Origin of the sequence: Luteibacter sp., assembly GCF_051958795.1 — a bacterium.
GTDB lineage: Bacteria > Pseudomonadota > Gammaproteobacteria > Xanthomonadales > Rhodanobacteraceae > Luteibacter.
In genome coordinates, this window is the sequence record NZ_JBQCFT010000225.1 from 1 (window position 1) to 13,983 (window position 13,983).

The 13,983-nt window shown below is 65.7% G+C and carries 12 protein-coding genes and 1 pseudogene; 8 read left to right on the forward strand and 5 right to left on the reverse strand.

The features are described from left to right. The 4 genes from uvrA to ACTHLF_RS11340 form a co-directional block, all read left to right on the forward strand. Positions 1 to 2,290, forward strand: a 2,290-nt coding sequence (gene uvrA / locus ACTHLF_RS11325) for an excinuclease ABC subunit UvrA (protein WP_440327446.1), incomplete at its 5' end; no start/stop codon positions are given. After that, the gene (locus tag ACTHLF_RS11330; protein WP_440327447.1) at positions 2,287 to 2,715 is read left to right on the forward strand and encodes an acyl-CoA thioesterase; all 429 of its coding nucleotides are present in this window, start codon (positions 2,287 to 2,289) and stop codon (positions 2,713 to 2,715) included. The genes uvrA and ACTHLF_RS11330, both read left to right, overlap by 4 nt. 171 nt (positions 2,716 to 2,886) lie before the next feature. Beyond that, positions 2,887 to 4,344 carry a DUF4139 domain-containing protein gene (locus ACTHLF_RS11335; protein WP_440327448.1) on the forward strand — a complete coding sequence of 486 codons (1,458 nt, stop codon included), beginning with the start codon at positions 2,887 to 2,889 and terminating at the stop codon, positions 4,342 to 4,344. Between the two features lie 17 nt (positions 4,345 to 4,361). Beyond that, positions 4,362 to 5,120 (forward strand): enoyl-CoA hydratase/isomerase family protein, encoded by a 759-nt coding sequence (locus ACTHLF_RS11340; protein WP_440327449.1) that lies wholly within the window; start codon positions 4,362 to 4,364, stop codon positions 5,118 to 5,120. 121 nt (positions 5,121 to 5,241) lie between these two features. On the opposite strand, the gene ACTHLF_RS11345 is transcribed toward ACTHLF_RS11340, so the two are convergent. Next, a complete protein-coding gene (locus ACTHLF_RS11345) occupies positions 5,242 to 6,174 on the reverse strand; it encodes a Nudix family hydrolase (protein WP_440327450.1) in 933 nt (310 codons plus the stop codon). Beyond that, complete coding sequence (locus tag ACTHLF_RS11350) at positions 6,174 to 6,662, reverse strand: dihydrofolate reductase (protein WP_440327451.1); 489 nt, start codon at positions 6,660 to 6,662, stop codon at positions 6,174 to 6,176. The genes ACTHLF_RS11345 and ACTHLF_RS11350 overlap by 1 nt, the downstream gene beginning before the upstream one ends. Positions 6,663 to 6,864: 202 nt before the next feature. Here ACTHLF_RS11350 and ACTHLF_RS11355 point away from each other — a divergent pair, with 202 nt between their 5' ends. Next, positions 6,865 to 7,413, forward strand: coding sequence for a DUF4142 domain-containing protein (locus tag ACTHLF_RS11355; RefSeq protein WP_440327452.1), 549 nt, complete (start codon positions 6,865 to 6,867; stop codon positions 7,411 to 7,413). Between the two features lie 470 nt (positions 7,414 to 7,883). Here the strand turns inward: ACTHLF_RS11355 and ACTHLF_RS11360 are convergent. Beyond that, a pseudogene (locus ACTHLF_RS11360) lies at positions 7,884 to 8,531 on the reverse strand (RHS repeat-associated core domain-containing protein); the annotation flags it as partial. Positions 8,532 to 8,870: 339 nt separating this feature from the next. After that, on the reverse strand, positions 8,871 to 9,749 hold the full coding sequence (locus ACTHLF_RS11365) for a LysR family transcriptional regulator (protein ID WP_440327453.1): 879 nt from the start codon (positions 9,747 to 9,749) through the stop codon (positions 8,871 to 8,873). A 98-nt stretch (positions 9,750 to 9,847) separates the two neighbouring features. Between ACTHLF_RS11365 and ACTHLF_RS11370 the strand changes: the two genes are divergently transcribed. Beyond that, the gene (locus ACTHLF_RS11370; protein WP_440327454.1) at positions 9,848 to 10,951 is read left to right on the forward strand and encodes an NADH:flavin oxidoreductase/NADH oxidase; all 1,104 of its coding nucleotides are present in this window, start codon (positions 9,848 to 9,850) and stop codon (positions 10,949 to 10,951) included. A gap of 30 nt (positions 10,952 to 10,981) precedes the next feature. Here ACTHLF_RS11370 and ACTHLF_RS11375 read toward each other — a convergent pair whose 3' ends face one another. Beyond that, the gene (locus ACTHLF_RS11375) at positions 10,982 to 11,902 is read right to left on the reverse strand and encodes a helix-turn-helix domain-containing protein (RefSeq protein WP_440327455.1); all 921 of its coding nucleotides are present in this window, start codon (positions 11,900 to 11,902) and stop codon (positions 10,982 to 10,984) included. A 253-nt stretch (positions 11,903 to 12,155) separates the two neighbouring features. On the opposite strand from ACTHLF_RS11375, the gene ACTHLF_RS11380 reads away from it, so the two are divergent. Both ACTHLF_RS11380 and ACTHLF_RS11385 read left to right on the forward strand, forming a co-directional pair. Continuing rightward, positions 12,156 to 12,875, forward strand: coding sequence for a response regulator transcription factor (locus ACTHLF_RS11380; protein ID WP_440327456.1), 720 nt, complete (start codon positions 12,156 to 12,158; stop codon positions 12,873 to 12,875). A gap of 11 nt (positions 12,876 to 12,886) precedes the next feature. Further along, positions 12,887 to 13,983, forward strand: a 1,097-nt coding sequence (locus ACTHLF_RS11385) for a sensor histidine kinase (protein WP_440327457.1), incomplete at its 3' end; no start/stop codon positions are given.

Here is a 13,983-nt window from a genome sequence, read left to right on the forward strand (position 1 = left end):
CCTGCGCCTGGGCGACGGCATCGTCATCCTGGTCGACATGGATGACGCGAAGGCCCCCGAGCAGCTGTTCTCGTCGCGGTTCTCCTGCCCGATGTGCGACTACTCGCTGCCCGAGCTCGAGCCGCGCCTGTTCTCGTTCAACTCGCCCGTGGGCGCCTGCCCCACCTGTGACGGCCTGGGTGTCACCCAGGTGTTCGATCCCCTGCGCGTCGTCGGCCACCCCGAGCTCAGCCTCGCGGGCGGTGCCATCCGTGGCTGGGACCGTCGCAACGCGTACTACTTCCAGATGATCATCTCGCTGGGCAAGCACTACGGCTTCGACCCGGAGACGTCGTGGCGCCAGCTCACCAAGGCCCAGCAGAACGCCGTCCTTTACGGCTCGGGCAAGGAGCTGATCCCGTTCCGTTACATCACGGACCGTGGCGGCAAGGTCACCCGCGAACACAAGTTCGAGGGCATCATCAACAACCTCGAGCGCCGCTATCGCGAAACCGAATCCACCGCGGTGCGCGAAGAGCTGGCGCGTTACATCGCCGACCACCCGTGCCCCGATTGCGGCGGCCAGCGCCTGAATCCGTCGGCGCGCAACGTGTTCGTGGCCGACAAGGCGATCCCGGAAATCACCGGCCTCGCGATCGATACCGCGCTGAAGTTCTTTGCCACGCTCAAGCTCACCGGCTGGCGCGGCGAGATCGCGGTGAAGATCATCAAGGAAATCCGCGAGCGCCTGACGTTCCTCAACGACGTGGGTCTCAACTACCTGACGCTTGATCGCCAGGCCGATTCGCTCTCGGGCGGCGAAGCCCAGCGTATCCGCCTGGCCAGCCAGATCGGTGCCGGCCTGGTCGGTGTCATGTACGTGCTCGACGAGCCCTCGATCGGCCTGCACCAGCGCGACAACGAGCGCCTGCTTGGCACCCTCACCCGCCTGCGCGACCTCGGCAACACGGTGATCGTGGTCGAGCACGACGAGGATGCGATCCGCGCGGCCGACCATATCCTGGACATCGGCCCGGGTGCCGGCGTCCATGGTGGCGCCATCGTCGGCGAAGGCACGCTGGACCAGGTGATGAAGTCGCCGAACTCGGTGACCGCCAAGTACCTGAGCGGCGAGCGCGGCATCAAGGTGCCGGAGAAGCGTCGCGAAGCGAAGGAAGGCCAGTGGGTCGAGTTGAAGGGCGCCACCGGCAACAACCTGAAGGACGTGGACCTGCGCGTGCCCGTGGGCACGTTCACCTGCGTCACCGGTGTGTCTGGCTCGGGCAAGTCCACCCTGGTCAACGACACCTTCTACCGCATCGCGGCCATGGAACTGAATGGCGCGAGCGAGCAGCCGGCACCTTATGAGTCCATCGAAGGCCTGAACCTGTTCGACAAGGTCGTCGATATCGACCAGTCGCCGATCGGCCGCACGCCGCGTTCGAACCCGGCCACGTATACCGGCCTGTTCACCCCGCTGCGCGACCTGTATTCGCAGGTTCCCGAGGCGCGTTCGCGCGGTTACACGCCGGGCCGCTTCAGCTTCAACGTTCGCGGCGGCCGCTGCGAGGCGTGCGAAGGCGATGGCATGATCAAGGTGGAGATGCACTTCCTCCCGGATGTGTACGTGCCCTGCGATGTGTGCCACGGCAAGCGTTACAACCGCGAAACGCTCGAAGTGCTCTACAAGGGCCACACCATCGCCGACGTGCTCGACATGACGGTGGAAGACGCGTTCAAGCTGTTCGAGAACGTGCCGGTCATCGCGCGCAAGCTGGAAACGCTGCGTGCGGTGGGCCTGGATTACATCAAGCTCGGCCAGAGCGCGACCACGCTCTCGGGCGGTGAAGCGCAGCGCGTGAAGCTCTCCAAGGAGCTCTCCAAGCGCGACACGGGCAACACCCTGTATATCCTGGATGAGCCGACCACCGGCCTGCACTTCCACGATATCGAGCAGCTGCTCGAGGTACTGCACACGCTGGTGGAGCACGGCAACACCGTGGTCGTGATCGAGCACAACCTCGACGTGATCAAGACCGCCGACTGGCTGGTCGACCTCGGTCCGGAAGGCGGTGCCGGCGGTGGCCAGATCCTGGTCAGCGGCACCCCGGAAAAGGTCGCCGCGACCAAGGCATCCCATACGGGCCGCTTCCTGCTGCCACACCTGAAGCCGACGGCCGCTCCGGCGACGCCGGCCGCCGCGGCAGCGAAGAAAGCCACCGGCAAGGCGCCTGCGAAGGCGGCACCGGCAGCCACGAAGAAAGCCACCACGAAGGCGGCCCCGGCCGCGAAGAAGAAAAAGACCGCATGACCACCAAAGCCGCACAGACGCCCGCGCCGAACCCCATCTTCATCACGCCGATGGACGTGCGCTGGCAGGACCTTGACGCCTACAACCACGTCAACAACGCGAACTACCTCGTGTACCTGCAGGAAGCGCGCCTGAAGTGGCTCATGAACCTGCCGGACCCCTGGTACAGCCCGGAGGCCGCACCGGTCATGGCGCACAGCGAGATCAACTACCGCCTGCCGATCGAATGGCCGGCGGATATCCAGATCGAGCTGTACGTGAACCGCATCGGCAGCAGTTCGATGACGGTAGGCCACCGCATCGTCGACAGCGAAGACGCTACCCGCATCCACGCGGATGGCAGCGTCACGATGGTCTGGATCGACACGAAGACGGGACGCCCGGTCGCCCTGCCGCAGGCTATCCGCGACGCCGCCAACGCCTGACCGGTTTGGGTAGGAGCCCACCCTGTGGGCGACATCCTTCGCGATGTCGTCCACAGGGCGCCGGGGCTCTCTCGCGAACGGCGTCGCCCACAGAGTGGGCTCCTACACAGCACAGAATGCGTTCATGGGACCGCTGTATGATCCGCAAGCGATCTACACGGAGAGTCACCCATGCGCCGCACCCTTGCCCTGGCCATCGCCTGTGCCGTTGCACTGCCCGCCCTGGCGGCAGACGAACGTACCGCCCTCACCCTCTACCGCGCCGACGGCGACCAGCTGTTTCAAACGAACGGTGAAGCCGTTTCCGGCGATGGCTATGCCGTCGTCCATGAGCGCCGCGCATTCGACCTGAAGGGCGGCACGCAGGACCTTTCCATCGGCGGCCTGCCTTCCGCGCTCGATAGCGAAGCCCTCACCCTGCGCTTCCCCGGCAAGGGCACGCGCGTGGTATCGCAGCGCCTGCTCCTGGGCCAGGGTTTCGACAGCGCCGTCGCGGGCCTCGTGGGCCAGCAGGTCGACGTGGTGGGCACGAGCGGCCAGAGCCTCGCGTCGGGCACGCTCGTGCAGGGCGGCACGCCGCTCGTCGTCCGGAATGCCTCCGGCCAGGTGACGCTGGTGCGCGATTACGCCGCGCTGCGTGCCAGCAGCCAGGACGACATCGCCAGAGGCTCGACCCTCCAGGTGCGCATCGACGGCGGCAGCGCCGGGCGTACCACGGCGCAGCTCGATTACCCTACCTCCGGCCTGGGCTGGCGCGGCGCGTATGTCGCGACCCTGGCCAGCGGAACGGCTTGCAACATGGCCTTTGATGCGAACGCCAGCATCGCCAACCGTAGCGGCCGCGACTGGAAGGATGTGTCGCTGAAGCTCATCGCGGGCGATGCCCAACGCGCCAAGGCGCCGCCGCAGCCGCGCATGTATGCCGCGCGCGCGCCCGTCGCCATGATGGCCATGAAGGCGGACGCAGGCATGAGCCAGGACACGCTGGGTGACCTGCGGACGTACACCCTGCCCCATGCCGTCGACCTGCCCGATGGCAGCGTCACGCAGGCACCGCTCTACGACAGCCGACAGCTGGCATGCGAGCGCGAGACCGTCTACGACAACGGCACGCGCTTCTTCGTGCAGGCGCCGGTCGTCGAGAAGGACAATGGGCTGCCGCCGAGCGATGGCGTGCCCGTTACGACCAGCGTCAGGTTCAAGGCCTTCGATAGCCTGCCGGCCGGGTACGTCCGCGTGCTGACGACGGACCGCGATGGCAACGCCGAACTGCTCGGCGAAGGCCGCGTGGCGGACACGCCCAAGGGCCAGGACGCTACGATCGCGCTTGGCAACGCCTTCGACCTGCGCGCGAAGCGCGAGCAGACGTCGTTCACCGCCGCGCCCCACCAGATCGACGAAGGCACCCGTATCACCCTCACGAATGCCGGCGAAACCAGCCGCGTCATCACCGTGCGCGAGCGCCCCTACCGCTGGCGTGCGTGGAGCCTGGTGTCGTCCTCGGTGAAGCCGTCGAAGAACACGCCCGAACTGCTTGAGTTCAAGGTCGACGTGCCGGCGCATGGCCAGATCAACCTGGATTTCGCCGTACGCTACACGTGGATCGACGCCGATCTCCGGCCCAACTAACCGACCGAGGCACGCACATGCTGGATATCCTTCCCCACGACGGCGACATCCTCGAGATCCGCATGGCGCGGCCGCCAGTCAATGCGCTGGACACCGCGCTTGTCCGCGCGCTGCGCGACGCGATCGCGGAGGCTCCCGTCAACGGGGCACGCGGCATCATCCTCTCCGGGGCGCAGGGCATGTTCTCGGCGGGCGTTGATGTCCCCGCCCTGCTCGCGCTGGACAGGGCCGGTGTCGAAACGTTCTGGAACGACTTCTTCGCCCTTTGCGGCACCATCGCCGCTTCGGCCGTGCCCGTGGTCGCCGCACTCACCGGCCACAGCCCCGCCGGTGGCGCGGTTATGTCGCTGTTCGCCGACTACCGGATCATGGCGCACGGCGTCTACAAGATCGGCCTCAACGAGGTGCAGGTCGGCCTCTCCGTGCCCGAGCCCATCCAGTTCGCGATGCGCCGTATCGTCGGGCCGTATCGCGCCGAACGCCTGCTAATCGCCGGCGCGATGGTCGACGCGGAAACCGCGCATGGCATCGGTCTCGTCGATGAGCTCGCCGCGGTGGAACAGGTGGTGCAGCGCTCGGTGCTCTGGCTGGGTGACCTGCTGAAGCTGCCGCCGCACGCCATGTTGCGCACGCGCGCTATCGCCCGCGCCGACCTGCTGGATGTATGGGGCGACACCACCGGCCTGCTCGATGCGGGCTTCATCGATGATTTCTTCGCACAGGAAACGCAGACGGTGCTGAACGCACTGGTCGCGCGCCTGAAGAACAAGGCCTAGCCGTTGTGGGAGCGTGCTGTGGGAGCGTGCTTGCACGCGATGGGTGCTCGCGGCACGCCCCATCGCGCGCAAGCGCGCTCCCACAGTAAGGTCAATCAACAAGGCCAACCAGAACCTCGCCTCAGCGGCTCCAGAAGCCCCTGATGCCCGCCACCCCCTGCGCCGCATGCATCCGCGCCATCGGCACATCCGCCGGGCCCAGGCCGCCTAACGCATACACCGGCAGCGATGCGTTCTCGACCCACTTGGCGAAGCGCGGCCAGCCGAGCGGCGAGGCGTCCGGATGGCTGGCGGTATCCTCGACCGGCGACAACGTCGCGAAGTCGCAGCCTAAGCCCGAGGCGAGCGCGAGTTCTTCGGCGTTGTGGCAGGAGGCGCCGACCAGCATGCCCAAAGGTAACGGGCGTTCCTTCAGTTCATGCAGCTGCGCCGCCGAAAGATGGACACCGACTCCCAGCGCACGTGCCCCTTCGATATCGCGGTTCAGCACCAGGCGAGCGCCGAAGCGCGCCACCTCCGGCAGCAACGCGGCAGCCCCCGCTCGAGCCTCTTCGACGGGAACGCCTGGCAACCGCCACTGCAGCAACCGCTCACCACGCGCCAGCGCTGCGCGCACCAGCGTCGTCGCCTCGGCCACCGAAGCTTCAGTGGGTGTGATCGGATAGTGCTCGGGTAGCCATAGCGCAGCCAGGATCGGCCGATCGGCGGGCGCCAGCAGCGCCGGATCGATGTCGTTGGGCAGGTGCCAGGCGATGGCCGCCGCGTCGAGTGCCTGTGGCTCGCCGCTCCAGGCGCGCACAACCACGGCCTGCAGCAACATGCCTCGCTCGCCGTAGTTCCACGGAACGCGAATCAACTCTTCGAACGAAAGCGGGTCCACCGCGATGCCGAGTTCTTCATCGAGCTCACGTTCGAGCGCAGCGAGCGGCTCCTCGCCGGGCTCGACCTTTCCACCCGGGAACTCCCACATGCCCGCCAGATGCTTACCCGGCGGGCGTTGCGCGATGAGGATGCGCCCGGCGCCGTCCATCAGGACGCCGGCGAGCACGTGCATCAGACGTTCCTGACGTATTCGACCATGTCGAACGCGTGCGCGTGCTCGGCGTCCGCCTTGTGCTTGACGCGCGAGACCTCCGTCCATTCCTTGAAATCGATGCCCGGGAAAAACACGTCCGCGCCGTCCACGGCGGCATACACCCAGGTGAGGTACAGGGTGCGTGCATACGGGAGGGCTTCGCGGAAGACTTCGCCGCCACCGATGACCATGAGGCCGGTGTGGCCGCAACTCGCCTGCGCCTCGGGGATCGAGCGCACGGTGATCTGGCCGGGATACGGCGCCTCGCCCTTCTTCGAGAGCACGTAGTTCACGCGATCCGGCAGTGCACGGCCGATGGACTCCGCCGTCTTGCGGCCCATCAGCACGGCTTTGTCCGTGGTCAGCGTCTTGAAATAACGGAGGTCGTCGGGAAGGTGCCAGGGCAATCCGCCCTGCTTGCCGATGGCAAAGTTTTCGTCGAGCGCGGCAACCAGGTGAACGGACATGGGGCTTCCTTCGCAGATTCTTGAGGAACCGGGCACATATTCGGCCCGTACGTGCAAATAGTAGTCCTAGGAATGTGATGGTGGAACAAACATCCGTTTGAAGTTGCACGCAGACGTTTGTGACGGTGCGCTGGCCCCACGTTGCACACCCCGTTGATGACGGCGGTGCGACACAGGACCCACCCCATTCCGGAGTGCACCCATGAACGCCGCAAGCCGCTTACTCGCTATCGCCTTGGTCGCCGCCATGCCGTTTGCCGCCCAGGCGGCGCAGGACACCGCCAAAGGCGCACCCACCGCGGACGCAGCCTTCGTCAAGGAAGCCAGCGCGGCCGGCCTGGCCGAAGTCGCGCTGGGCCAGATGGGTGCCAGCCAGGGCCAGTCCAGCGAGGTGAAAACGTTCGGCCAGCAGATGGTCACGGACCACGGCAAGGCCAACACCGAGCTGAAGGGCATCGCCGACACGAAGGGGCTGCAGGTCTCGACCTCACCCACCAGCAAGGATGAAGCCGCCAGCAAGGCAATCGGTGCGAAATCCGGTGCCGACTTCGACAAGGCCTTCGGCCAGAAGATGGTCATGGACCACCGCAAGGCAGTAGCGCTGTTCGCGAAGGAGAGCACCAGCGGCAAGGATCCGGAGCTCAAGGCCTTCGCCACGAAGACCCTGCCCACGCTGAAAGAGCATCTGGACATGGCCCAGAAGCTGCCCGGCGCCAGCATGAGCCATGCGGCGAAGGCGGAGACGCCTTGACCGTGGGCGGCTGGTGATGCGGCCGCATGTGCCGGGTTGCCAGCGCAGCCACGGATGCGTGACCGGCTAGCCTCGGCCCAAGGCGGGAACAACGACTGCAGCAACAAGGGCCAGCGGAACAGTCACGAACATCGCCCGACAGCCGTATACGTGCCAGCGCAAGGATCGTACGTACTCCCTCTTGGGAAGGTCAGTATCGAACACGACGGAAATGAGAGCGCCCGATAGTCTGGCGTCACCGAAACGAGTGGCGCCCCACTTTGTCCCGACCTCGGAATCAACACGGCGGATACGCCGTATCAGGACTATCGCCTGGAGGTAATAAACAAATGCGTACGCGACTGCGAGCGCAAACAGTGGCTGCTGTTCAGCGTGCATCAAAACTCCTAATCGGCGCCACGAGTAGCAGTATCATTGCGATCAAAGATATAAATGGGCGCAGGCGGCGGCGGGGGCGGCGGTGGTAGCTTTCAGTTGAAGACGTTGATCGCTGGTGCAACTTGCAGCCATGCTCCTACACCGACGCCACCTTTAGGCTGCACCTCCACCTTGCCGCCCGGATCGAACTTCACATCAACGCCTGCTGAAGCGACGGCTCCGATCTCAAGAGCCGTCATGGTCATTGCAAAGCGAGCGGGGACCGGATGCGCGACAATGTTGAACGTCAAGCTGTCCTTGGGTTGAAGCTGGAGAGCCATGAATAGCCCCTTTGCTGCCGGGAGATAGTTGACTTCAAGATTCCCCTGGCCGAAATTAAAGTTGGTCTCGACGCCCATGCCATAGGCGCCTTTTACCGTGAAAACCATCTCGTAGTTCTCACGCAAATACTGGGCGCGATTCGCAGCGCTAAGATATGACTGCGCGCCACAATTGCCCGGCGTGCACCATGACTGTCGACCGTCTGGGTCCACGTTGGATATCGGGTTCCCGTTTGCGTATCGATACCGATTAAAATGGATCTCGGGGTTTTCCCTGACCCCAACCGGGTCTACCGACAGAAAGCGGGCCGCTACCGGATCGTAGTAGCGCTGTTGCATGTAGATCAGCGGCGGATCCACGTCAGCGTCTTCGATATGCCCGGTGTAACCCGGACCAGACGCCGGTGAACTCATGGCATCGGCGCCGTAAGGGTGCTAGTCCCGCGTCGTGAGGACATTGCCTTGCGCATCCGCCGTGGCGAGTACGTTACCTTGCGGATCGGTGTAAAAGTACGTGACCTCTGACGCCGACGCGCAAGGCACCAAGCACCATGCGCACAGCGCGAGCGACGTCGTTGTTCGACGAATCATCCCTTCCCCCCCCTGTGGCCCTGTTCCAGCGGCCTTGACACCCATGGCCGTGGCCATCGTTGCAGAAGGCCGAATCCATCGCAACTGCGCCAGTGCTTGCGCAGAGGTACTGGCGTGGACCGGGCGATGCGAGCGCACCGGCGGGCACGCACGGCGCTCTCGCGCGGATCAGTTGTCCTTGACCAGGCGCTGGTGCAGTTCGTCCACCAGATGCCGCACGCGCCTCGGCAAGGCCCACTCCGCCCGATGGATCAGCCACAGCGTCTCGACCACGGCCTGGTCGGCGCCCAACACCCGTATCGCCTCCGGGCGGGCAAAGGCGCGGCGCGCGTGACGCGGCATGACGCTGAAGCCAAGGCCACGCGCCACCGGTTCGAGGATCAACGCGATCTGGTTGGTGAAGCCTGTTACCGGGATGTCCGCCAGGCCTCGCTTGCCGGGGTAGCGGCGGCTTAGAAGCCGGGTCGCCATCGCATGTCCGTCAGGGTGGTCGATGAAGCCAAGCCGGACGAGGTCATCCCACCCGTCGACCTCGGCACCCGCGGGTACGACAAGCTCGAGCGCTTCCTCGCAGAACGGCTCGGCCGCCAAGCGGTTATCGTCGGGGCGGCGGGAAACGATGCCGATGTCGTACCGGTTATCCAGCACCGCCTCGACCACCTCGGTTTCCGGTGCGAAGCGGTGTCGTACGACCAGCCCTGGCGTCTCGCGCTGGATATCGAGCAGCCGTGGATACGTAGAGAGACCCACGCTACCGGGGGTAATGATCGAGACCGTGCCCCTCACGGCATCCGCATCGGTGAGCCGAGACGCGAGGCAACGGCCGGCGCGCTCCACCTCCTCGCAGTAAGCCAGCAGGGCGTGGCCCGCAGGGGTGAGTTCGATACCGCGCGGCCGTCGAATGAGCAACGGCCCCAGTTGTGCCTCCAGATGGCGGACGTGCTGACTGACCGCAGCCTGGGTGAGTTCCAGCGATTCCGCGGCGCGGGTGAACGTTCCCTCGGCGGCAAGGGTGCTGAACGAGCGGAGCCAGGCGGGACTTAGCATAATGAATTCTTATGGAAACCATTAGGTCGCGGTTCTTTTCATTATAGCTCTTCTCCCCTATCGTCTGCTCCCTTCCCTGCTTCCCCCTGGGCTCAGCCATGTCTGCTCTGTTCTCCCCCTTCACCCTGAAGGACATCACGCTCCGCAACCGCATCGCCATCCCGCCGATGTGCCAGTACCGCGCGGAAGACGGGTTCACCAATGACTGGCACCAGGTGCACTACCCGGCCATCGCCCGTGGCGGTGCGGGGCTGGTCATCGTCGAGGCGACCGGTGTTTCGCCGGACGGCCGGATCACCCCGGCCTGCCTGGGCATCTGGGACGACGCCCATGTCGAAGGCCTCGCGAAGATCGCCACGTCGATCAAGGCGTCCGGCGCGGTGCCGGGCATCCAGATCGCCCACGCCGGCCGCAAGGCGAGCGCGCAGCGTCCGTGGGAAGGCGATGACCACATCGACGACGCCGATCCGCGTGCGTGGGAAACCATCGGTCCGTCCGCGATCGCCTATGGCAAGGGCTTGCCGAGGGTTCCCCGCGCCATGACGCTCGACGACATCGCCCGCGTGAAGGCCGATTTCGTCGCCGCCGCGAAGCGTGCGCGCGCAGCCGGCTTCGAATGGCTCGAGCTGCACTTCGCGCATGGCTATCTCGCACAGAGCTTCTTCTCCGCGCATTCCAACCAGCGCGACGACATCTACGGCGGCAACGCGGAGAACCGTGGCCGCTTCCTGCTGGAAACGCTCGCCGCCGTCCGCGCCGTGTGGCCCGAGAACCTGCCGCTCACCGCGCGTTTCGGCGTGCTCGAGTACGACGGCCGCGATGAGGAAACCCTCGCGGAATCGATCGAACTGGTGCGCAAGATGCGTAGCGAAGGCCTCGACCTGCTCAACGTCAGCGTCGGCTTTACGATTCCCGAGACGAACATCCCGTGGGGCTCCGCGTTCCTCGGCCCGATTTCCGAGCGCGTACGGCGCGAAGCCGGCATCGCCGTCGCCTCCGCATGGGGCATCGACGACCCGCACGCCGCCAATCGCGTGGTGGCCGATGGCCAGATGGATCTCGTGATGATCGGCCGCGCCCATCTCGCCGACCCGCACTGGCCGTACAAGGCGGCCATGGCGCTCGAGGTGCCGCGCCCGTCGTGGACGCTGCCGCCTTCGTACGCGCACTGGCTGGAGCGTTACGCGCCGATGCGCGCCTGACCGCAGGCGCACTCCTGCCTCATGGCGGGACTAAACCCGGCGGCTCCTCCTCGAGGTTTCCGCCGGGAGGTCGCCGCCCCGGCGCGTCTGCACGGACGTACGCACGCGATGCGCCGTCTGCGCGCGCATCCCGCGTGCACCGCGCCATTCCCGTGGCGTCACGCTTTCGTGCTGCTTGAACACGGTGGCGAAGTGGCCCTGGGTCTGGAATCCCACGGCGATCGCGATATCCATGATCGTATCGCTCGTCTTCTCCCGCAGGTGTTTCGCGCGGTCGATACGCTGGGCCAGCAGGTAATGGTGCGGGCGCATGCCCGTCGCCGCCCTGAACTGCGCGGCGAAGTGCATGGGGGAAAGGCCCGCGGCCTTCGCCATGTCCGCCAGGCCGATGGCGCCGTCCAGGCGCTCGCTGACAAGCTCGGTAACGCGGCGGAGCCGCCACGTCGGCAGCGGAAGTTGCCGGCTCGGCGGCAGCACCGAGTCACGACGCGAAAGCACCGCAAGGCGCAGCGAGATGGCCTCGACGATCGGCTCACGCACGCAAGGGGCAAACACCCGCGACGCCGTCGATAGCACATGCACCAGGCTATCGATCACCGAATCGGCATCCAGCTGGAGCACGGCGGCCTTGTCCAGGCGGGCGACCAGGGCGTCGAACCGATGCTCGGCCAGGCCGGCGTCGATCCCCAGCACGACGCCTTCCGGCTCGCGGTGCCCGGTGACGCGGAGCGGCCCGGGCAGCCGGGTGACCACGATGCCGCCGCGGTACATCACGCGGACATCGAGCCACAGGCCAGCAACCTCGCGCTGGATCACGCACGGCCCGGGCAACACGAAGACGCGGAGGCCGGCGTGATCCGGGGTCACGTCCTGGATGCGATCCAGGGGAAGGCAGGTGATGCCTGCCTGCGGCAAAGGCGCTTGATCGGGCATGGAAGAAGAACGGACCATTCGTTTTCCCCTCGAGACAGCAAGCTGGCGCGGCGCGGTGTGCGTCGGTAAGCGGCGAATCGTAGGGATAGCGGGCGTGGGACTCACGCTCGACATATCGCGAGTTCTCCCCATTTCTCTCATTTCCAGCTGCCAACCGTCGCGTGACGGCGCACCAACCCGGTCTTTTCAAGGGCTTGCGCCTATATTAGGCTCCATGAGGGAGTTGTAGCCCGGGGGTTCCACGACGTCGTTGTTAAGGGACCGGTCACGTATGAGCCGCTTAGGGGCACCAAACGGCAGTCTGGCCATCGCGCTCCTGGAGGACGACCTGGTCCTCAGGGACCGGATCCTCGTGCCGCAGCTGGCGGACTACGGGCTGCCTGTTGAGCCCCTGACCACCGCCGCCGAACTCTACCAGCGGCTTGGCGAGGCCGAGTTCGATATCGTCGTCCTGGACGTCGGCCTGCCCGACGAAGATGGTTTCGCCGTCACCCAGCGGCTCCGCATGCTACGGCCCGGGATTGGCGTCGTGATGCTCACCGGCCGCAACGACACGACGAACCGCGTACGGGGTCTCAGCGAAGGCGCCGATGCCTACCTGACCAAGCCGGTCGAAATCGAGGTGCTGGTCGCCACGCTGCAAAGCCTCGCCCGCCGCATCCCCGCGGGCGCGGATGCGCCCGCTCCCATGCTGAAGCCAACCCACTGGTCACTGGACCCGAAAGGCTGGCGACTGGTCGACCCGGGTGGCGCCGCCATCCTGTTGACGAAATCGGAGCGGAAGTTCGTGGCCTGCCTTCTCGAGCACCACGATGACGTCGTGGATCGCGAGACGCTGGCGCGCGCGTTGACGACCGAGGTGTATGACTTCGACCTGCATCGCCTCGACAACCTGCTGCACCGGCTCAGGCGGAAGGTGAGGCAGGCGACCGATGTCCCGCTTCCCGTGACCGCCGTACACGGTGAGGGCTACGTCTGGGTTTCGGGCTGAGGGATGGAGCGATGCATAACCGGATCTGGCACTGGCTGAGCCATACCCCCACGCCGAACGAGATCGACCGGCGTAACGGAGCGTTCTTCCAGCTGTTCCTCGTGTGCTTCAGCGTCACCATCTTTACCCGCGAGCCGTCCCGGTACATCAACGCGGATGTGCAGCGGGAGTACCTGGCCAAAGCGTGGGGCCGCGTGCTGCCCTGGCCCCGCGTCGGTATGTATATCGACTTCGCCAGCGACGTCGCCATCGCCACCGCCTGCATCGCCGCGTTCATACTCGTGCGGAAGGGGCGCTTTCGAGAGGGCGTCCGACTGTACCTGGGCTCGATGCTGGGGCTCCTGACCGTCAGCTACCTGGCCTTCGGGAGCATCACCGGAGAAGACTACGCTCATGTCCTGTTGATCGTTGCGGCCCTGCTGCTTGGCCGGAAGGCCCTGTGGATCGTGTATGGCGTAACGATCGTGAACTTCACGCTCGGCACTTGCGCGGACTCGTTCGCCCATTTCTACCGAACCGGGCAGCACGGCTTCAACTATCGCCCGATCGCGAATGTCGCTGCGAATCTGTTCGTCATCACGGCGCTGCTCGACCAGGCGGTAAAGACCATCCGCGACAGCCTCACCGAGGCTGAAAATCGTGGGGATCGACTTGCGGCAGAGATCGTCGAACGTGAGAAGACCCAGCGCCAGGTCGTGCATCTCGAGAAGATGCGCGTCGTCGGCCAGCTCGCCAGCGGTACGGCGCACGACTTCAACAATATCCTGGGTGTGATCCTGGGCTTCGCGCGGGAGTGTCGACGCCCTGGTAGCCACGCGCCGGCGACCGCACGCGAACGGGCACTCTGCGAGGCATTGGAAGGCGTGGAGGTGGCGGCGCGACGCGGCGCGAACATCAGTCGCAAGCTCCTCGATTTCAGCCGTACGGAGGCAACAAAGGCGGAAGCGTTCGATGTCGTCGAGGCTCTGGGCGATGTCCAGCCCATGCTTCGCCAGCTTCTACCCGAGAATGTGCGGCTTTCGATACAAACCCTGCCGGGCGCGACGTTCGTGTGTTTCGACCGCGATCAATTCGAGCTCGCCTTGCTCAACCTGGCGGCGAACTGCCG

Coding starts and splice junctions, on each gene's coding strand:
- ACTHLF_RS11330 (WP_440327447.1), top strand. CDS start 2,287: ATGACCACCAAAGCCGCACAGACGCCCGCGCCGAACCCCATCTTCATC.
- ACTHLF_RS11335 (WP_440327448.1), top strand. CDS start 2,887: ATGCGCCGCACCCTTGCCCTGGCCATCGCCTGTGCCGTTGCACTGCCC.
- ACTHLF_RS11340 (WP_440327449.1), top strand. CDS start 4,362: ATGCTGGATATCCTTCCCCACGACGGCGACATCCTCGAGATCCGCATG.
- ACTHLF_RS11345 (WP_440327450.1), bottom strand. CDS start 6,174: ATGCACGTGCTCGCCGGCGTCCTGATGGACGGCGCCGGGCGCATCCTC.
- ACTHLF_RS11350 (WP_440327451.1), bottom strand. CDS start 6,662: ATGTCCGTTCACCTGGTTGCCGCGCTCGACGAAAACTTTGCCATCGGC.
- ACTHLF_RS11355 (WP_440327452.1), top strand. CDS start 6,865: ATGAACGCCGCAAGCCGCTTACTCGCTATCGCCTTGGTCGCCGCCATG.
- ACTHLF_RS11365 (WP_440327453.1), bottom strand. CDS start 9,749: ATGCTAAGTCCCGCCTGGCTCCGCTCGTTCAGCACCCTTGCCGCCGAG.
- ACTHLF_RS11370 (WP_440327454.1), top strand. CDS start 9,848: ATGTCTGCTCTGTTCTCCCCCTTCACCCTGAAGGACATCACGCTCCGC.
- ACTHLF_RS11375 (WP_440327455.1), bottom strand. CDS start 11,902: ATGGTCCGTTCTTCTTCCATGCCCGATCAAGCGCCTTTGCCGCAGGCA.
- ACTHLF_RS11380 (WP_440327456.1), top strand. CDS start 12,156: ATGAGCCGCTTAGGGGCACCAAACGGCAGTCTGGCCATCGCGCTCCTG.